Source organism: Ruegeria sp. CF2 (genome assembly GCF_056537385.1).
This window is the reverse complement of sequence record NZ_JBQFRL010000001.1, coordinates 220,514-239,551: the sequence shown is the minus strand read 5'-3', so window position 1 is coordinate 239,551 and position 19,038 is coordinate 220,514. Positions and strand designations below refer to the sequence as shown.

At 62.5% G+C, this 19,038-nt stretch carries 19 protein-coding genes; 3 read left to right on the top strand and 16 right to left on the bottom strand.

Translation table 11 applies throughout. The features are described from left to right. Nucleotides 1–9 precede the first annotated feature (9 nt). Nucleotides 10–1,425, bottom strand: a complete 1,416-nt coding sequence (locus ACR0IR_RS01140; RefSeq protein ID WP_170364864.1) for an aminotransferase class V-fold PLP-dependent enzyme — start codon at nucleotides 1,423–1,425, stop codon at nucleotides 10–12. Between the two features lie 102 nt (nucleotides 1,426–1,527). Here ACR0IR_RS01140 and ACR0IR_RS01135 point away from each other — a divergent pair, with 102 nt between their 5' ends. Then, nucleotides 1,528–1,989: an Lrp/AsnC family transcriptional regulator gene (locus ACR0IR_RS01135; protein WP_170364866.1), complete on the top strand. Its 462-nt coding sequence runs from the start codon at nucleotides 1,528–1,530 to the stop codon at nucleotides 1,987–1,989. Between the two features lie 67 nt (nucleotides 1,990–2,056). Here ACR0IR_RS01135 and rpsD read toward each other — a convergent pair whose 3' ends face one another. The 3 genes from rpsD to ACR0IR_RS01120 all read right to left on the bottom strand — a co-directional run bounded on the left by rpsD (nucleotide 2,057) and on the right by ACR0IR_RS01120 (nucleotide 5,828). Further along, nucleotides 2,057–2,677, bottom strand: coding sequence for a 30S ribosomal protein S4 (rpsD, locus tag ACR0IR_RS01130; RefSeq protein ID WP_093964621.1), 621 nt, complete (start codon nucleotides 2,675–2,677; stop codon nucleotides 2,057–2,059). Nucleotides 2,678–2,873: 196 nt separating this feature from the next. Further along, nucleotides 2,874–3,251 (bottom strand): hypothetical protein, encoded by a 378-nt coding sequence (locus ACR0IR_RS01125; protein WP_170364868.1) that lies wholly within the window; start codon nucleotides 3,249–3,251, stop codon nucleotides 2,874–2,876. Between the two features lie 294 nt (nucleotides 3,252–3,545). Then, the gene (locus ACR0IR_RS01120) at nucleotides 3,546–5,828 is read right to left on the bottom strand and encodes an adenosylcobalamin-dependent ribonucleoside-diphosphate reductase (protein ID WP_170364869.1); all 2,283 of its coding nucleotides are present in this window, start codon (nucleotides 5,826–5,828) and stop codon (nucleotides 3,546–3,548) included. A gap of 129 nt (nucleotides 5,829–5,957) precedes the next feature. On the opposite strand from ACR0IR_RS01120, the gene ACR0IR_RS01115 reads away from it, so the two are divergent. Further along, nucleotides 5,958–6,389, top strand: a complete 432-nt coding sequence (locus ACR0IR_RS01115; RefSeq protein ID WP_170364871.1) for a DUF1489 family protein — start codon at nucleotides 5,958–5,960, stop codon at nucleotides 6,387–6,389. A 2-nt stretch (nucleotides 6,390–6,391) separates the two neighbouring features. On the opposite strand, the gene hisG is transcribed toward ACR0IR_RS01115, so the two are convergent. From hisG to hisS, 3 genes are read right to left on the bottom strand one after another with little or no spacing between them, the layout of a single operon-like run. Beyond that, nucleotides 6,392–7,081, bottom strand: a complete 690-nt coding sequence (hisG, locus tag ACR0IR_RS01110; protein WP_170364873.1) for an ATP phosphoribosyltransferase — start codon at nucleotides 7,079–7,081, stop codon at nucleotides 6,392–6,394. Next, nucleotides 7,078–8,166, bottom strand: coding sequence for an ATP phosphoribosyltransferase regulatory subunit (locus tag ACR0IR_RS01105; RefSeq protein WP_170364875.1), 1,089 nt, complete (start codon nucleotides 8,164–8,166; stop codon nucleotides 7,078–7,080). The genes hisG and ACR0IR_RS01105 overlap by 4 nt, the downstream gene beginning before the upstream one ends. A 3-nt stretch (nucleotides 8,167–8,169) precedes the next feature. After that, nucleotides 8,170–9,657 (bottom strand): histidine--tRNA ligase, encoded by a 1,488-nt coding sequence (gene hisS, locus ACR0IR_RS01100; RefSeq protein ID WP_170364877.1) that lies wholly within the window; start codon nucleotides 9,655–9,657, stop codon nucleotides 8,170–8,172. Between the two features lie 128 nt (nucleotides 9,658–9,785). Here hisS and ACR0IR_RS01095 point away from each other — a divergent pair, with 128 nt between their 5' ends. Then, the gene (locus ACR0IR_RS01095) at nucleotides 9,786–9,980 is read left to right on the top strand and encodes a SlyX family protein (RefSeq protein WP_170357101.1); all 195 of its coding nucleotides are present in this window, start codon (nucleotides 9,786–9,788) and stop codon (nucleotides 9,978–9,980) included. A gap of 9 nt (nucleotides 9,981–9,989) precedes the next feature. On the opposite strand, the gene ACR0IR_RS01090 is transcribed toward ACR0IR_RS01095, so the two are convergent. From ACR0IR_RS01090 to ychF, 9 genes are all read right to left on the bottom strand, one after another. Continuing rightward, nucleotides 9,990–10,355, bottom strand: a complete 366-nt coding sequence (locus ACR0IR_RS01090; protein WP_170364879.1) for a hypothetical protein — start codon at nucleotides 10,353–10,355, stop codon at nucleotides 9,990–9,992. 41 nt (nucleotides 10,356–10,396) lie between these two features. Further along, nucleotides 10,397–10,615: a YMGG-like glycine zipper-containing protein gene (locus ACR0IR_RS01085; protein ID WP_244952316.1), complete on the bottom strand. Its 219-nt coding sequence runs from the start codon at nucleotides 10,613–10,615 to the stop codon at nucleotides 10,397–10,399. Nucleotides 10,616–10,700: 85 nt separating this feature from the next. Continuing rightward, nucleotides 10,701–11,222 (bottom strand): thioesterase family protein, encoded by a 522-nt coding sequence (locus ACR0IR_RS01080; RefSeq protein ID WP_170364881.1) that lies wholly within the window; start codon nucleotides 11,220–11,222, stop codon nucleotides 10,701–10,703. After that, nucleotides 11,219–12,007: a cyclase family protein gene (locus tag ACR0IR_RS01075; protein ID WP_170364883.1), complete on the bottom strand. Its 789-nt coding sequence runs from the start codon at nucleotides 12,005–12,007 to the stop codon at nucleotides 11,219–11,221. Before ACR0IR_RS01075 ends, ACR0IR_RS01080 begins: the two co-directional genes overlap by 4 nt. A gap of 117 nt (nucleotides 12,008–12,124) precedes the next feature. Further along, nucleotides 12,125–14,908, bottom strand: coding sequence for a formate dehydrogenase subunit alpha (fdhF, locus tag ACR0IR_RS01070; protein WP_170364885.1), 2,784 nt, complete (start codon nucleotides 14,906–14,908; stop codon nucleotides 12,125–12,127). Next, nucleotides 14,901–15,137: a hypothetical protein gene (locus ACR0IR_RS01065; protein ID WP_170364886.1), complete on the bottom strand. Its 237-nt coding sequence runs from the start codon at nucleotides 15,135–15,137 to the stop codon at nucleotides 14,901–14,903. Before ACR0IR_RS01065 ends, fdhF begins: the two co-directional genes overlap by 8 nt. A 1-nt stretch (nucleotide 15,138) precedes the next feature. Then, the gene (locus ACR0IR_RS01060; protein WP_170364888.1) at nucleotides 15,139–16,842 is read right to left on the bottom strand and encodes an NAD(P)H-dependent oxidoreductase subunit E; all 1,704 of its coding nucleotides are present in this window, start codon (nucleotides 16,840–16,842) and stop codon (nucleotides 15,139–15,141) included. An 84-nt stretch (nucleotides 16,843–16,926) separates the two neighbouring features. After that, nucleotides 16,927–17,808 carry a LysR family transcriptional regulator gene (locus tag ACR0IR_RS01055; RefSeq protein WP_170364890.1) on the bottom strand — a complete coding sequence of 294 codons (882 nt, stop codon included), beginning with the start codon at nucleotides 17,806–17,808 and terminating at the stop codon, nucleotides 16,927–16,929. Nucleotides 17,809–17,881: 73 nt separating this feature from the next. After that, nucleotides 17,882–18,979, bottom strand: a complete 1,098-nt coding sequence (gene ychF, locus ACR0IR_RS01050) for a redox-regulated ATPase YchF (RefSeq protein ID WP_170357094.1) — start codon at nucleotides 18,977–18,979, stop codon at nucleotides 17,882–17,884. Nucleotides 18,980–19,038 lie beyond the last annotated feature (59 nt).

The window sequence follows — 19,038 nt, the reverse complement described above, 5'->3', positions numbered from 1 at the left end:
GCAATTCCGTCACGCCGCCTTGAAGCGGGCGGTTGCCGGATCGGCGGCGTAGAACGGGGCGTATTCCTGCGTACGGCGCGACAGGTCGTTGACGCTGTCGATGATGAACTGAACCGTGTCCTCGGTCATCATGTACGAGAAGTTCAGCCGCACCCAACCCGGTTTCTTCATCTCTTCTCCGGCCGACAACGCCGCGTGCAGCGCCTCGGAGGCCGCCTTGTCGATGCCCAGCAGCCGATGCGCATAGGGGCCCGCGCAGGCACACCCGCCGCGCGCCTGAATGCCGTAGATGTCGCTGAGCATCCGTGTGAACAGCTGTTGGTGTACCGGCTGCCCGGTGTTGTCGCGCACCAGGAAGGAAAAGATCGGCAGGCGGTGAGGATGGTCCACCCCCAGCAGGGTCAGGTTCGGGTTGTCACGCCACCCATCCAGCGCCATGCGGTTGTACAGCGCCTCGCGCCGGGCGATCTCGTCGGTACCCACGGCATCCTTGACGATAAAGGCCAGCGCCGCGCGGATATCTCCGATCACGTTCGGGGTTCCGGCCTCTTCGCGGGTGGCCAGATCGGTGCTGTAGTCGTGGCGCCAGGGCGAAACGAAGCTGACCGTGCCCCCGCCCGGCCAACTAGGACAGGTGCGGCGCACGGCGCCCCGGTTCACGATCAGAACGCCCGAAGCCCCCGGCCCGCCCGGAAACTTGTGCAGAGACACGACGATGGCATCCTTGCGCGCATCGTCCGGCCCCATATCCATCGGCAGGTAGGGCCCGCCCCCGGCATAATCCCAGACCGCGCGCGCCCCGTGCCGTTTCAGCAGCCGCGTCACCGGATCAGGGTCGGTGATCACGCCCGTGACATTCGACGCCGCCGAGAATGACCCGATCACCAGATCCGAATCCGAATGCTCGATCAGCGTCTGTTCCAGCACCGCCATGTCCGGCCCGCCCTCGGGGCCTTCGGGGATCTCGATGACCTGCGCCTTGCTCTCGCGCCAGGGCAGGATGTTCGAATGGTGCTCGTACGGACCAATCAAGACAACCGGCCGGTCAGCCTCTTGCACTCCCATCAAACTGACCAGCCGGTTGAGCCCCGCAGTGGCACCGGACCCGGTGAAGATCACCGCGTCATCTCCCCTCGCGCCAACGATGCGGGCTATTTCCGCGCGCGCCTCGCGGCGCAGTCGCGTCATGTAGGAACCGCAATAGGAGGCCTCGGTGTGGCTGTTCGCATAGAAAGGCAACACATGCTGGGCCACAAAATCCTCGACCTGCCGCAAGGCGCGGCCCGAGGCAACGTAGTCCGCGTACACAAGCGGCACGTCCCCATGCAGACCCGGGATCAGAACGTTCTCTCCGATCAGCCCGTCGCGCAGGGTCGAATTGTGAGTGGCGGCTTGGATTTCTGCACGAAAATGGGACAGGGTCATGTCATTGGCTCCATATTGCACTTCCAATATGATCTACTTCAGCTGAGTAAACTTCACCTATCTTTGCTTGAATTATTAATGTTTTGGGTCATATGATCTGTAATGAGTGAAAATATAGATCAAATTGACAAGCGCCTTTTGCGCGAACTGCAAAAAGACGCTACCCTTTCCCAGCGCGAACTGGCCGAGCGAGTCGGCCTGTCGCAAAACGCCTGCTGGCGGCGATTGAAGGCGCTGAACGATGCAGGCGTCCTGACAGGGTCGACGGCCCGGATCGCGCGCGAAAAACTGGGGCTGAATCTGGTCGTATTCGTTATGCTGCGCACGCGTCACCACTCGGCCGAATGGCTGCAGGCCTTTCGCAGCCATGTCCTGACCATTCCGGAAGTCGTGGATTTCCACCGGATCGGCGGCGACTACGACTATCAGCTACGGGTCGTGACGCAGGATATGGCGACCTATGACAAAGTCTATCAGCGCCTGATCGAGAAGGTCGAACTGGACAGCGTGACCTCGTATTTCGCGATGGAGGCGATCGCCGAAGACCGCCCTCTGCCGATCTGAGTGTTTGCCATGAAAAAGGGCCGCACCTTCGCAGGTACGGCCCGTTTTCTGAAACTGTCCGCGGAGATCAGTTCTTCGCGTAGAATTCGACGACCAGGTTCGGTTCCATCATGACCGGGTACGGCACGTCGCCCAGCGACGGGGTGCGCACGAAGGTCGCGGTCATCTTCGAGTGGTCAACTTCCAGGTAATCCGGAACATCACGCTCGGCCAGACCAACGGCTTCCAGAACGACGGCCAGTTGCTTAGACTTGTCGCGGACCTCGATCACGTCGCCTTCCTTGACGCGGTAGCTGGGGATGTTCACCCGCTTGCCGTTCACTTTGACGTGGCCGTGGTTCACGAACTGACGTGCGGCGAACACTGTCGGCACGAATTTGGCGCGGTAAACAACAGCGTCCAGACGGCGCTCCAGCAGACCGATCAGGTTTTCACCAGTATCGCCGTTCACACGTACGGCTTCGGCATAGATGCGGCGGAACTGCTTCTCGGTCAGGTCGCCGTAGTAGCCTTTCAGCTTCTGCTTGGCGCGAAGCTGCAGACCGAAGTCCGAAAGTTTGCCTTTGCGGCGCTGACCATGCTGGCCGGGGCCGTATTCACGACGGTTGACCGGGGATTTCGGGCGACCCCAGATGTTTTCGCCCATCCGGCGGTCGATTTTGTGCTTGGCAGACGTGCGTTTGGTCACGACTGATCTCCTTCTTAAGGTCGAGGCCCTGACAGGCCACTATGAAGGGCGTTGTCCTCTTGAGGTTTCCCCCATGACAGGCATCCCCTTGCGGGGGCCACCAACACCAATGACGCCGCGCTTATATCTGCGGACAGACCAGAGTCAACACGCGGCGATGCGTGGACGAAAAAAAATTTCCCAAGGAATGGGCCGTCTATTCAGCGGCGGTCGCAGCCATATGCGGCGCAAGAACCAACGTTTGCTCCGTTGAACTGCGATGCGTGGGGAAGGAAACAACATTGCCTGCATCCGACTGGCTTGCGTCGGCATATTCTTCGGCGGCGCACACCCAGAAGTCCTGGCCCCGCGCGGGGCAGCCTTTTTGGAACAGAAAAACCGCGTCTTTCTGACCCTCGACCAACGTCAACTCGGCCTCGTAGGTCTGCGCCCCATTCGTCAATGAGATAACTGCAAGCATGGCGATCGGCTTCAGCGTTGCGGCTTCGGGGCCATGCCCGGCCAGCGCCATCAACACCTGATCATGTCCAGTCTGAACGGAATACTCCGCGTTACAGTCCGGCAAGCGCGTCATGCACCCATGCCACGACCAAGACGCTCCAATGGCCAAGTCTGCCACAGGCGCTGCTTCAAGCCCGTCAATTTCCGTCTGGGACCAAAATACTGCTACGCGACCGTTATACCCGGCTGTCATCTGCCCGCCCGACCTTTCAAACTCATCACCCCGTACACTAGCGGTGTATCAACGATGAATCCGGCGGAAAAGAGACGGAATTGCAGCTTTCACGAGAATGTTGCCGGAGAGTCAAATCAAATTGAGACTCCGGCGAAACACAATACAACTTTAACGACAGTTATGTGGCACTCGTCAACCGCATTTCGAATGTCCGCAGCTGCGGCAGGTCATGCAGCCCTCGATCATCACCATGTCATACTGGCCGCAAGACGGGCAGGCCTTGCCGCGTGGGGCATCCATGTTAACCACCTGCGCTTGCGGGTCGGACTTCAGCCCCATCCCTTCCCCCTCAAGAAACCCGATCGCGATCATGTGCTGCTCGATCACGCCGCCGATCGCCGCCAGGATCGAAGGGATATACTTGCCCTGCACCCAGGCCCCGCCGCGCGGGTCGAATACGGCCTTCAGCTCTTCGACAACAAAGGACACGTCACCACCGCGCCGGAACACGGCCGAGATCATCCGGGTCAGCGCCAGCGTCCAGGCGTAGTGCTCCATGTTCTTTGAGTTGATGAACACCTCGAACGGGCGACGGCGGCCACCGATCACGATGTCGTTGATCGTCAGATAGATCGCGTGCTCGCTATCGGGCCATTTCAGCTTGTAGGTCGAACCCTCCAGCGACTGCGGACGGTCCAAAGGCTCGGACATGTAGATGACGTCGCCGCCATCCACCTCGTGCGGGGCATCCGCGCTTTCGCCCGGCACCTTGTCGTCGCTTTCCGAAACGGTCAGAACCGAACCTGTCACATCATTCGGGCGATAGGTGGTGCAGCCCTTGCAGCCCATATCCCAGGCCTGCATGTACACGTCCTTGAAAGCATCGAACGAGATGTTCTCGGGGCAGTTGATCGTCTTCGAGATCGAGCTGTCGATCCATTTCTGGGCGGCCGCCTGCATCTTGACATGCTCGGCCGGGGTCAGGGTCTGGGCGTTCACGAAATAGTCGGGCAGTTCGACGTCTCCGAACTTGTCCCGCCACATCTGAACGGCATAGTCCACCACCTCTTCCTCGGTGCGCGATCCGTCCTTCTGCAGCACCTTGCGGGTGTAGGCATAGGCAAAGACCGGCTCGATCCCCGAAGACACGTTCCCCGCATACAGCGAGATCGTCCCCGTTGGTGCGATCGAGGTCAGCAGAGCATTGCGGATCCCATGCTCGCAAATGGCCTCGCGCACATCGTCATCCATCTGCTGCATGGTGCCGCTGGCCAGGTATTTCTCGGCATCGAACAGGGGAAACGCCCCTTTTTCCTTGGCCAAGTCCACCGACGCCAGATACGCGGCGCGGGCGATCGCGTGCAACCAGCGCTCGGTCTGACGCGCCGCCTCGTCCGAGCCATAGCGCAGGCCCAGCATCAACAGCGCATCCGCCAGCCCGGTCACGCCCAGACCGATACGGCGCTTGGCCTGCGCCTCGGCAGCCTGCTGCGGCAGCGGGAATTTCGAGGCATCCACCACGTTGTCCATCATGCGAACGGCCGTGGCGACAAGCTCCTGCAGTGCCGCCTCGTCCAGATGGGCCGCGTCTTCGAACGGTTCCGACACCAGCCGGGCCAGATTGATCGAACCCAGCAGGCAGGCGCCATAGGGTGGCAGGGGCTGTTCGCCGCAGGGGTTGGTGGCGGCGATGGTCTCGGCATAGCTCAGGTTGTTGGCCTGGTTGATTCGGTCGATGAAGATCACGCCCGGCTCGGCATAGTCATAGGTGGCCTGCATGATCTTGTTCCATAGATCGCGGGCCTGCACCGTGTGATAGACCTTGCCGTCAAAGACCAGATCCCACGAAGCATCGGCTTTGACCGCTTCCATGAAAGCATCGGTCACCAGCACCGACATGTTGAACATCCGCAGGCGGGCCGGGTCGGATTTGGCGGTGATGAACTGTTCAATATCCGGATGGTCGCAACGCATGGTCGCCATCATCGCGCCGCGGCGCGAGCCCGCCGACATGATCGTGCGGCACATGGCATCCCACACATCCATGAACGACAGCGGCCCCGAAGCATCGGCGGCCACCCCATGTACATCCGCACCGCGCGGCCGGATGGTCGAGAAATCATAGCCGATCCCCCCGCCCTGCTGCATGGTCAGCGCGGCCTCTTTCAGCATGTCGAAAATGCCGCCCATGCTGTCGGGGATCGTGCCCATGACGAAACAGTTGAACAGGGTCACCTGCCGCGCGGTGCCTGCTCCGGCCGTGATCCGCCCGGCGGGCAGGTATTTGAAGTCCTCAAGCGCCTCGTAGAATTTCTGTTCCCAATGCGCGGGGTCCTTTTCCACCCGTGCCAGATCGCGCGCGATCCGCCGCCACGTATCCTCGACCGACTTGTCGATCGGCGTGCCATCCGCCTGTTTGAAGCGGTATTTCATGTCCCAGATCTGCTCGGCGATGGGGGCGGCAAAGCGGCTCATTGGTGATTCCCTGTCTTGAAAGAGGCATCCAGATTAGCCCAAACCCGCGCCGAACCACAACAGCTTGATAGCGCGCAAAGGTAAGCTACAATATAAAGATGGTCCGTGGGACGACTCTGTGGGAAAGCTGTGGATAAGTACATCAACCTCGTGAAACTCTCGGTCGGGTCCGAGAGCGTGGACAGCCTGATCGCCTGGCAGGACAGCTATCGCCGGCGGTTCGCGGACGGCCTGCCCCGCCACATCACCCGCATGTGGCCCAAGCGCGACGCCGAGATTCTGAACGGTGGGTCGATCTTCTGGGTCATCAAGGGTGTCATCCAGTGCCGCCAGCGCATTTTGAGGCTGGACGAAGTGACGGGTGAGGATGGCATCCGCCGCTGTGCCATCGTATTGGACCCGCAGGTCCACCGCACCCAGGGCGCGCAGAAACGGCCGTTTCAGGGCTGGCGCTATCTGAAACCCGAAGACAGCCCCGCAGACCTGCCCGAAAGCCGCGCGCAGGACGACGCCCTGCCCGAGGATCTGAACCGCGCGTTGGCTGAAATCGGCGTGCTCTGACCTCAGCCCAGACGGCGCATCACTTCTGCCAGGGCGGCCTTTTCCGCGGAGCCGTACTCCGCAACACGGCTGCGCCACAAAGTGGCCTGCGATTGCAGGATCAATCCATCTGACAGAATCTTGAGGTGGTTGGCGCGCAGGGTCTCGCCGGTCGAGGTGATGTCGGCAATCGCCTCGGCGGTTTCGTTCATCACCGTGCCCTCGGTTGCCCCCTGGCTGTCGACCAGCGTATAGTCTGCGACCCCGGAATCGGTCAGGAACTCGCGCACCAGACGGTGGTACTTGGTGGCGATCCGCAGGCGGTGCCCGTGCGTGGCCCGAAAGGCGGCGGCGGCGGCGTCCAGGTCATCCAGCGTCTCGACATCGACCCAGCAGGCCGGAACCGCGATCACCAGATCGGCCTGGCCAAAGCCCAGCGGTGCGATTTCTTCAACCTGCTGTTCCCAGCGCGGCAGCTTCTCGTGCACCAGATCGGTGCCTGTCACGCCCAGGTGAATACGGCCGGCAGCCAGCTCGCGCGGGATCTCTCCGGCCGACAGCAGGATCAGCGAGACATCCTCGATCCCGTCCACCTTGCCTGCGTATTCCCGGTCGGATCCGGCGCGCGACAGCTCGATCCCGTGGCGGGCGAACCAGGCAAAGGTTTTCTCCATCAGCCGCCCCTTGGACGGCACGCCCAGCTTCAGGGTCATTGGCCCGCCTCCTCGATTTCCAGCATCAGGTCGGGGCGCAGCACGCCACCCACCGCCGGGATCTCGGCCCCGTTGCCCAGCCGCCGCGTCAGCGCGTCATAGCGCCCGCCGGTGGCGATGGGCGGCAGGTCGGGGCGGCGCTCGGCGTAGAAACCGAAAACGAACCCGTCGTAATATTCCATCGAGGTGCGCCCATACGAGGCCTCGAAATCCAGCTTGCTGACATCAACGCCACGCGCCTGCAGGGCGGCGATACGCGCCTCGAGCCGGTCCAGCGCGGGGGTGATCTGGGGCAGATCGACGGCGATGTCGCGCAGATGCTCCAGCGCATAGGGCATGGTCTCGCGCACGCCCAGCAACGAATCCAGCCCGGCCATCTCCGTATCGGAAATCGGCGGTGTGTCGCGGTCGGCGCGCAGGGCGTCGATGCGGGCGGTGATCTCAGCCGGCCGGCGCTTGCCGATCATCGGCGCGTCGCAGGCCATCGGGTCGGCCGCCGCGAGCAACGCGGCGCGGTGGTCCGGCTCGGGCTTGCGGCCCGCGAACCGGTCGAGCAGAGCCCGAAACCGACGCGGACGCCACAGGTGGCGCATCAGCGCGGCCTTGCGTTGGTCGGAGGTGCGCAGGCCTTGTACAGCTGCGGTCAGAATCCCGATGTCGCCGGTCGCCGCGCGCAGCGGCAGGCCCCGCAATTGCAGGGCAAACAGCGAGAACACCTCGGCATCGGCCCCTGCCGGATCGTCGCGGTCAAAGACCTCATAGCCCACCTGGATGTATTCATTGGGGCGGTCGGGGTCGTGTTCCTGACGGCGGAACACCTCGCCCGAATAGGTATAGCGCGCCGGTTCGGCCCCGTCGCGCATGTGCATCTGCACCACCGGCAGGGTGAAATCCGGGCGCAGCATCTGTTCGCCGCGCAGCGCGTCCGAGGTGACATAGGCGCGCGCGCGGATGTCCTCGCCATAAAGGTCCAGCAGCGTTTCGGCCGATTGCAGCAGCGGCGGGTCGACGACTTGCGCCCCGGCGGCTTCGAAGCGCACGCGCATCATCGCGGCCCGGGCCTGGATCTGGGATCGATTGGGCATGGCTCAGTCCTGACTGTCCAGAATCTCGCGCACCTTGGCGACCAGATCGCCGCGCGGCACCTCAAACTGGCTAGGGCGTTCCTTCCATTCCTCGAGCGTGGCGCTTTCGGCGATCTTGGCGCCCAGGATCAGGTCCTTGATCTGAACCACGCCGCGGTCCTTCTCGTCCCCGCCCGCGATCACCGCGACGGGCGAGTTGCGCTTGTCCGCGTATTTTAGCTGATTACCGAAATTCTTGGGGTTGCCCAGATAGACCTCGGCGCGGATGCCGGCATTGCGCAGCTCGGCCACCATCGCCTGATAGTCGGCCATACGGTCCCGGTCCATCACGGTCACGACGACCGGCCCGGTGTCATGCGACTTGATCCGACCTTTTTCGCGCAGCGCGGCCAACAACCGGTCGACCCCGATCGAGATGCCAGTCGCGGGCACTTCCTGTCCGGTGAAACGCTTCACCAGATCATCATAGCGCCCGCCGCCCGAGACCGACCCGAACTGCCGCTTGCGGCCCTTTTCGTCGAAGATCTCGAAGGTCAGCTCGGCCTCGTAGACCGGACCGGTGTAGTATCCCAGCCCTCGCACGACCGAGGGGTCGATCTGGATGCGATCGGCGCCATAGCCGCCCGCGGCCAGCAACTCGCCGATCTGTTCCAGCTCGGAGATGCCTTCGGCGCCGATCTTGCTGTCGCCCACGGCCGCGCGCAGGTTGGCCAGCGTTCCGGCGGTGTCATCAGCCTTGGACGTCAGGAAGGCGATCACCGGCTCGGCCTGATCGTCGGACAGACCCACGCCATCGATGAACGCGCCCGAGGCGTCCAGCCGGCCCTTGGTCAGCAACTCGCGCACGCCCTGCTCGCCCACTTTGTCGAACTTGTCGATGGTGCGCAGAACGTCGTCGCGCGCCGCCGCGTCCGCGCCCAGCCCCATGGCCTCGAGCACGCCGTTCAAAACCTTGCGGTTGTTGACCCGCACCAGATAGTCGCCGCGCGGGATGCCCACGGTCTCCAGCGTATCCGACAGCATGGCGCAGATTTCGGCATCGGCGGCCATGCTGGCCGTACCCACAGTATCCGCATCGCATTGATAGAACTGGCGATACCGCCCCGGCCCCGGCTTTTCGTTGCGCCAGACCGGCCCCATCGCATAGCGGCGATAGGGCGTGGGCAGGTCATTGCGATGCTGGGCATAGACCCGGGCCAGCGGCGCGGTCAGGTCATAGCGCAGCGCCATCCAGTCGCCGTTGCCGCCCTCGTCAAACTCCTGCCAGGCGAACACGCCTTCGTTGGGGCGGTCGACATCGGGCAAGAACTTGCCCAGCGCCTCGACCGTTTCCACGGCGCTGCTTTCCAGCGCGTCAAACCCATAGCGATGATAGACGTCCGCAATCGTCCGCAGCATCTCGGTGCGCTGCGTGACTTCCTGGCCGAAATAGTCGCGGAACCCTTTCGGCGTGACGGCCTTGGGGCGGGGCTGTTTCTTGGGCTTGGCCATGTGGGGCGTCCTTGGGATTTCATCACTTGCGCGCGCGGTCTATCCCATGGTCTGGGTCGGGGCAAGCCAGCGCTGGCATTGCGCGCGCCACAGCGGTATGACCGCACCAGATCACAGGAGCCCCAGCGATGCAGCATCTGGAAGAAAAAATTGCCCATCTGACCCGCACCGTGGATGACCTGAGCATGGTGGTCGCCAAGCAGCAGGACGAAATCGACCGCCTGACCCGCCGCGTGGCGATGTTGATGCAGCGCGAAGCCGAACGTGCGCAGGAAGGATCCGGCGGGGTCATTCTGGGCGACGAGCGCCCACCGCACTATTGAGCCCAGCCCCTACAGCCCCAGCGTTGATCTAACGGCATCGTCGACGACACCCCCCAACAGGGCATCCTCATCGCCTGCGCAACCTTCGGTCAACGCTGAAAGAAAAGCCTCACGCAGCTTGGCCTTTTCTTCGTCCGAGGATGCAAACTCTTCGATATCAACCTGACGGTTGTAGAGTGAAAGAGCCGTCATCTTTCTGACGACGTCGAAAACGTATTCATCATTCCCATCAGCCTCTTCGATGACCGAAGCGCAGGTATGGTACATCAGCGGAAGTGCGTCTTGCGCCATCTGGTCGGCGGCCTCGTCCGCCATGCCAATGGACGGGAGAAGGATCAAGCCAGCCAGAACAGGTTTGAAATCAAGCAGTCGCATCAGAGCTCCTTTCTGAAGGCGGTCAATCATGGACACCCCCGTCACTTGCGGTTTGCCCCAATGATTGCACCGACAACCGCACCTGCGGCCGCGCCTTTGCCATCTCCGATCAACGCTCCGACGCCGGCGCCGATCAGGGCTCCCTTCAGCGCATCTTCTTCCTTTTTCTTGTCCGCCAAAGCGGCTGACGCAGGCAAGACGATCAGCGATGCCGCCAATATACAGGCTGGCGCCTGTGCGCATTTCCTCAAGATCCACATTTGGTTGCCCTCCCGTGACCAAGCCCGAACCGGGTGGTCAGCGTAGCCCGCTCCTGGAATTCTGGCAACTAAGGCCATCCCCGGGCTATTTGCGCCGAATGCCGATTGGTCTGCCGATCTGCGGATCGGGGGGCAATGTGGCATGGTCGGACACCATTCGCGCCAGCCGCGCCGCGGCCCAGTCCGGATAGGGTATCGACCGGCCTGTTGTGTGGCTGACATTCATGAACAGGGCCTCTTGGGTGGCACAGACCACGCCATCCTCGGCCGACACCATCTGCGCAAAATAGTGACCACGCTTGTGATCGGCGTCCAGCATCCGAAACCGGAACACCAGCGCCTCGCCCTCGCGAACCTCGCGCAGGAAATGCAGGTGCGACTGCAGGATGTACGGCCCCTGCTCCAGCGCCGCGACCTGCGGTTCGCCTAGGCCCAGGTGATCGACCAGCAGCCGTTCAAAGGCCAGATCGAACACCACGCCATAATACCCCACATTCATGTGACCGTTATAGTCGATCCAGTCGGGCCGGACCGTGAAACCGGTGATTTCGACCGGTGCGGGGTACGGGCCGTCATGGCCTCCCAAAGGCTCGGTTTGCCGGGTCATTCGTCGTCTTCCTCCTCGAAGATCGCCACCGCGCGGATGAACCCGGCCGAGGCGCCCTTGATCTTGAACGGAAAGCACGAGATCTCGAACCCCGTGGGCGGCAGGCTTTCCAGATTGGTCAGCTTCTCCATGTGGCAATAGCCGATCTCCATCGACGCGCGATGCCCCTCCCAGATGATCGAGGGGTCATGTGTTTCCGCGTATTCCTGCGCGGTCAGCGGAAAGGGCGCGTCCCAGCTCCAGGCGTCGGTGCCAGTCACGCGCACGCCGCGCTCGGTCAGGTACAGCGTGGCCTCGCGCCCCATCCCGCAGCCTTTCATCAGGTAATCCGGCTGGCCATAACAGGTGCCGGCCGAGGTGTTGACCACGACGATATCCAGCGGTCGCAGGTCATGCCCGATCCGCTTCAGCTCGGCCGCGACATCGGCGGCGGTGACGACGTAACCATCCTCGAAATGCCGGAAATCCAGTTTCACGCCCGGGTTCATGCACCATTCCAGCGGCACCTCGTCGATGGTGATCGCCCGCTCGCCCCGGTTCATGGTCGAGTGGTGATGGTACGGCGCGTCCAGGTGGGTGCCGTTGTGGGTGGCGATCTGCAAACGTTCGATGGCCCAGCCCTCGCCGCCGGGCAGGTCCTCTTTCTTCAGACCGGGGAAAAAGGCCATCACCTGCTCGGCCGTCTGGTCGTGGCTCATGTATTCGATCTGAGGCAGAATGATCGGCGGGTCCGACACGATGCCGGTTTCCAGCGGGACGGACAGATCGACGAAACGGCGGGCCATGAACTCCTCCGGGATTGCGCGGCCCAAGGGTTGGCTGGCTGCAAGCATCTGTCAAGCCAAGAAAAAGGCGGGCACGCAGGCCCGCCTTTTCAGGGTTTTGGTGAGTGGTGGCAGTCGTTACTCGGCCGCGATGGCGTCCTCGATCTTGTCCACGCGGATGGCCGAGAACTTGAACTCGGGGATCTTGCCATAGGGGTCGATGGCCGAGTTGGTCAGGATGTTCGCCGCCGCCTCGACATAGGCGAAGGGGATGAACACCATGTCCTCGGCGATCGCCCGGTCGGCACGCACCATGATCTCGATCGAGCCGCGCCGGGTGGTCAGACGCACCATCTCGCCTGGCTCGATCCCCATCAGCTTGAGCGTGCGCGGGTTCATCGAACAGTTCGCCTCGGGTTCGACCGCGTCCAGAACCTTGGCACGACGGGTCATGGACCCGGTGTGCCAGTGTTCCAGCTGCCGCCCTGTGGTGGCGATCATCGGGAATTCCTCGTCCGGGGCCTCATCCGGGGGGATGATGCTAGCCGGCGTGAACTTCGCACGGCCGTCGGGGCGCGGGAAGCCGTCGCCAAATACGATGGACTGGCCCGGATCGGTCTCGGACAGAGACGGATAGGTGATGCTCTCAGTCTCGAGCCGCTCCCATGTGATGTTGTCCAGCGAAGCCATGGTCAGCTTCATCTCGTTGAACACCTGCGAGACATCCGTGTAGTCCCAGTTCAGCCCGATGCGCTTTGCCAGATCGACGGTGATCGCCCAATCCTCGCGCGCCTCGCCCGGCGGCGGCACCGCGGGGCGCACACGCTGCACCTGACGGTTGGTGTTCGACACCGTGCCGTTCTTTTCATACAGCGCCGAGGCGGGCAGGATGATGTCGGCAAAGTTCGCCGTCTCGGTCAGGAAGATGTCCTGCACGATCATCAGGTCCAGCTTGGCCAGCGCCTCGCGGGCGTGGTTCACGTCGGGGTCGGACATGGCCGGGTTTTCGCCCAAGATGTACATGCCCTTGATCTTGCCGGCGTAGGCGTGGTCGATGATCTCGGTCACGGTCAGGCCCTTCTCTTTCGAGAAATCGCCCGAGTTCCAGACCTGACTGAACTTGGCCCGAACGGCGTCGTCGGTGACCGACTGGTAATCGGGCAGGAACATCGGGATCAGGCCGGCATCCGAGGCCCCCTGCACGTTGTTCTGCCCGCGCAGCGGGTGCAGACCCGCGCCGGGCTTGCCCACATTGCCCGTCATCAGCGCCAGCGAGATCAGGCAGCGCGAATTGTCGGTGCCGTGGATATGCTGGCTGACGCCCATGCCCCAGAAGATCAGGCCCGCATTCGCGTTGGCGAAAATCCGGGCCACGCGGCGCAGTTGATCGGGCTCGATACCGCAGATCGGCGCCATCTTCTCGGGGGTGAACTGGCGCAGGTGCTCCTTCTCGGCCTCCCAGTTCTCGGTCCAGCGGTGGATGTACTGGCTGTCATACAGCTCTTCCTCGACGATCACGTTCATGATCGCGTTCAGCATCGAGACATCGGCACCGGGCCGGAACTGCAGCATCTCGGTCGCGAATTTGCGCATGCCCACGCCGCGCGGGTCCATCACGATCAGCTTGCCGCCGCGCTTGGCGAATTGCTTGAAATAGGTGGCCGCGACGGGATGGTTCTCGATCGGGTTGGCGCCGATGATGATGGCCACATCGGCATTCTCGATCTCGTTGAAGGTCGCGGTCACCGCGCCCGAGCCCACGTTCTCGATCAGCGCGGCAACCGACGAGGCGTGGCACAGCCGCGTGCAGTGGTCCACGTTGTTGTGGCCAAAGCCCTGGCGGATGAACTTCTGGAACAGATAGGCCTCTTCGTTGGTGCACTTGGCCGAGCCAAAGCCCGCCACGCTGCGCGGGTCCTCATCCCGCAGTTTCATCAGGCCCTTGGCGGCCAGATCCAGCGCCTCGTCCCAGGTCGCTTCGCGGAAATGGGTGCTCCAATCGGCGGGATCGACGTTCAGGCCCTTGGGCGGCGCATCCTCGCGCCGGATCAGCGGCTTGGTCAGGCGGTGCGGGTGGTGGATATAGTCGAACCCGAACCGGCCCTTGACGCACAGGCGGCCTTCGTTGGCCGGGCCGTTGATGCCCTCGACATATTTGACCTTGCCGTCCTTGACCTTGAGGCTGACTTTGCAGCCCACCCCGCAGAAGGGGCAGACGCTTTCGGTCTCGCTGTCGTAATCCTTGCTGTCGCCGCGCTGTTGGTCGTCCAGCACGGTGGCGGGCATCAGGGCGCCGGTCGGGCAGGCCTGAACGCATTCACCACAGGCGACGCAGGTCGAGTCGCCCATCGGGTCGTTCTGGTCGAACACCACCTGCGCGGTATGCCCGCGACCGGCCATGCCGATCACGTCATTGACCTGCACGTCGCGGCAGGCGCGGACGCAGAGGTTGCAATTGATGCAGGCATCCAGATTGACCCGCATCGCCACATGGCTGTCATCCAGCAGCGGGATCTTCTCGGGCTCTTTCGCCGGAAAGCGGCTGTCGCTGACATCGTTCAGCCTGGCCATGTCCCAGAAATGGCTGGATGCATCGTGCGGCTGCTCGGGCTGGTCGGCCACCAGCAGTTCCATCACCAGCGCGCGGGATTTCTCGGCGCGGTCGGTGTCGGTCTTCACCACCATCCCCTCGGCCGCCGGACGGATGCACGAGGCGACCAGAGTGCGCTCGCCTTCGACCTCGACCATGCAGGCGCGGCAGTTGCCGTCCGGGCGATAGCCCGACGCGGGTTTATGGCACAGATGCGGGATGACGAGACCCTTGCCGTTGGCCGCTTCCCAGATCGTGGTGCCCTCGGGCACTGTCACGTCTTCGTCGTTCAGGTTGAAGGTGACGGTCTTGGTTTCGCTCGCGTCAAGCATCGCCAAATTCCTTCTTAAGAACCGCAAGAAGTTCGCGTGCCGATTTTTCGTCAAACTGAAGTGTTTGGCTCAACTTGTCGGGTATTTCCCGGTTCACAGACCCGTAGGTGTTAAGCTGCAAAACCTTTTTGCCATCACTTTCAGAAACCAGGTACTTGCAAGAAACCTGCGTAGGATGAAGTGAACGAAAGTTTCTCTCGTCTTTTTCAAGGTGCGTCACTAACGCCATCCTAGATCTCCTCCCCGAAATGTTTCATGACCAGGCGGATCGGGTTCGGGGCCGCCTGCCCCAGACCGCAGATCGAGGCATCGCCCATCACCTGGCACAGGTCCTCCAGAAGGTCGGTATCCCACTTCTCGGCCTGCATCAGCTTCACCGCCTTCTCGCAGCCCGCCCGGCAGGGCGTACACTGGCCACAGCTTTCGTCCTCGAAGAAACGCAGCATGTTCAGCGCCGCATCGCGGGCCGTGTCCTGATCGGACAGGACCACCACGGCGGCAGACCCGATGAAAGTGCCCAGCGGCTGCAGCGTGTCGAAGTCCAACGGGATGTCGTCCATCGACGCGGGCAACAGACCCGACGACGGCCCGCCCGGTTGATACGCTTTGAAGACGTGGCCCTCGGCCATGCCCCCGGCGGCATCAATCACGTCAAGAATGGTCGAGCCCGCAGGCAGCAGGAAGACGCCGGGTTTCGCCACCCGGCCCGAGACCGAGTAGCTGCGCAGCCCCTTGCGGCCGTTCTTTTCAACCGAATTGAGGATTTCCGGGCCTTCCCGGCAGATCTTGGACACCCAGTAGAGCGTCTCGACATTGTGCACCAGCGTCGGGCGGCCGAATACACCGACCTGCGCCACGAAAGGCGGGCGGTGACGCGGCAGGCCCTTCTTGCCCTCAATCGATTCGATCATCGCGGATTCTTCGCCGCAGATGTAAGCGCCCGCACCGCGGCGCAGGTCGATATAGCCTTTCTCGACGATCCCGGCCTGTTCCAGCGCCGCAATCTCGCGCCGCAGGATTTCCAGCACCGCCGGGTATTCGTCGCGCATGTAGATGAAGCAGGTCTCTGCCTCGACCGCCCAGGCGGCGATCAGCATGCCTTCGAGGAAAACATGCGGGGTGCGCTCCAGATAGTAGCGATCCTTGAAGGTGCCCGGTTCGCCCTCGTCGCCGTTCACGGCCAGGTAACGCGGGCCGTCATTCATGCGGACAAAGCCCCATTTCTTGCCCGACGGGAAACCGGCGCCGCCAAGGCCGCGCAGCCCCGAGGCCAGAACCTGTTCCTGAACCTCTTCCCAGTCGCCGCCCTCACGCAGTTCTTTCAGCTTGGCGTAACCGCCGTTCTCGACATAGGCCGCGAAGGTCTCATACTCCGGCAGATGGGCGTGAGTTTCGCCGGCCGCGATGGCGGCCTGCACCTTTTCGGGGGTCGCGTGGTCGATATGGTTGTGCCCGATTTCCAGCACCGGCGCGGTGTCGCAGCGCCCCATGCAGGGAGCACGCAGAACGCGCACTTCGGACGGGTCCAGCCCGTCCTCCAGCGCCTTCTTCAGCTGTTGTGCGCCTGCCATTTCGCAGGACAGGGAATCGCAGACGCGGATCGTCAGGGCGGGGGGCGGCGTTTCACCTTCTTTCACCACGTCGAAATGGGCATAGAAAGTCGCGGTCTCGTAGATCTCGGCCTGACCGATCCGCATCTCGACGGCCAACGCGGCGATGTGGTCGGAACTGATATGGCCGTGCGTGTCCTGGATCAGATGCAGAAACTCGATCAGCAGGTCGCGGCGGCGCGGGCGGTCGCCCAGCAGGCGCTGAATCTCGGCCTGCGCCTCGTCGGTGAATTGCCGTCCCTTGGGCGTGTGTCGCCCCTTGCCTTTACCTGACTTCCAGACGCCCTTTGGCGCGCCTGATGGCTTGGTATCCAATGGTGCCATGATGCCCTCCGATCGAGCCTCGTCTCTCATCAGAGTAACATATCGTCAAATCGCAAAAACCAATGGCACGATAACGACAGTTTATCACCGTAAAGACGTCACAACCTGCCGCAATGCGCCAACGGTGGGCAATTCCGGATCCCGCGCCAGCGTCGCCAGACAGATCGGCTTGCTGACCACCGGGTCGACCAGAGGCAGGACACGCGTGCCTTTCAAATCGCCGAGCGCCCGTACCAAAACCCGTGGCACGACCGTCGCCGCCAGCCCTTCGCGCGCCATGACCATTGAGGCAGTAAATCCGCTGGTTTCAGCCACTACACGCGGATGCAACCCCTGTTCGGCAAATATCCTGTCGAGAATGCGCCGGTTCTGCATCTGCGGCTCCAGCAGGCTGAGCGGGAACTCGGCCACCCGCGCCCATGGGATCGGGCCGGTCTCCTGCGTCAAATGCTCGGGTACGAGCAAAACATAGGTTTCCTCGTACAAAGGCTGCACATAGCGCAGATCAGTGCCGATGCTGTCGCCATAGGTGATCCCGGCATCCAGGCTGCCTTCGTCCAGACGGTGCTGGATTGCCGTGGCCGACATCGTCTCGATCCGCGACAGGATACGCGGATGCGCTTGCTGCAGCCGCTTGACCAAGCGGCCAGTAAACGCGATGGCGGTCGGGATCACGCCCAGGATCAGTGTACCGGTGATCTCGCCCTTGATCGCCTGCACCTCCTGCTCGAGCGCTTTGGCGTCATCCAGTATGCGGCGAGCGCGGCGGACGATCATCTCGCCCTCTTCGGTCAGGCCCTGAAAGCGGTTCGCACGGCGGACGATGGACACGCCAAGCCGATCCTCGAGGTTGCGGATACGCATCGAGAACGCGGGCTGCGAAATACCGCACTCCTCGGCGGCCTTTGCAAAATGGCGGTGGCGCGCCAAGGCGCTGAGCAACTGCAGATCGCGGATTTCGAACACGTGCGGGCCTCGGGCGGACTGGAGCGATACCGTAAGATACCGCCAATGCCCGCCCAGAAAAGCTGTTTCGTGATCAGGTGTTGAACAGGAAGTGCATCACGTCGCCATCCTTGACGACATAGCTTTTGCCTTCTGCACGCATCTTGCCGGCCTCTTTGGCACCCTGTTCGCCATTGCACGCTACGAAATCATCATAGGCAATGGTCTCGGCGCGGATGAAACCCTTTTCAAAGTCGCCGTGGATGACACCGGCCGCCTGAGGCGCTGCAGTGCCCCTGCGAATGGTCCAGGCGCGGGCCTCTTTCGGGCCGACCGTGAAATAGGTTTCCAGTTTGAGCAGGTCGTACCCCGCACGGATCAGCCGATCGAGGCCCGGTTCTTCGAGCCCCATCTCTTCGAGGAACATCTGCGCCTCTTCAGGCTCCAGCAGACTGATCTCTTCTTCGATCTTGGCGCTGATGATGACATGGGCATTGCCCTGCGCCGCGGCCATCTCGGCCACACGCGCGGAATATTCATTGCCTTCGGCAGCGTCTTCTTCCGAGACATTGCAGACATACAGGACCGGCTTGGTGGTCAGCAACTGCAGCATCTTCCAGGCTTTTGCATCCTCGTCAGACACCTCGACCAAACGGGCGGGTTTGCCGCTTTCCAGCATCTCTTGCGCGGTGGCCAGCAACCGATCCTGCTGCTGCGCCTCCTTGTCGTTGCCCTTGAGCTTGCGCACGAGGTTGGCGCGACGCTTTTCGATGCTTTCCAGATCGGCCAGCATCAGTTCGGTCTCGATGGTCTCGGCATCGGCCACCGGATCGACCTTGCCTTCGACATGGGTCACGTCGCCATCTTCGAAACAGCGCAGCACATGAGCGATGGCATCGGTTTCGCGAATGTTGGCCAGAAACTGGTTCCCCAGCCCCTCACCTTTTGAAGCGCCTTTGACCAGGCCTGCAATATCCACGAAGGTCATCCGGGTCGGGATGATCTGCTTCGACTTGGCGATCGCAGCCAACTTGTCCAGACGCGCATCGGGAACGGCCACGTCACCCACATTGGGTTCGATCGTGCAGAACGGGAAATTCGCCGCCTGCGCGGCCGCGGTCTTGGTCAGCGCGTTGAACAGGGTCGACTTGCCGACATTCGGCAGACCCACGATACCCATTTTAAAGCCCATGACGGCCTCCTGATGCCATTCGCGGGCTGCTTCTATGCGGGTCCGGTGCAATGCGCAAG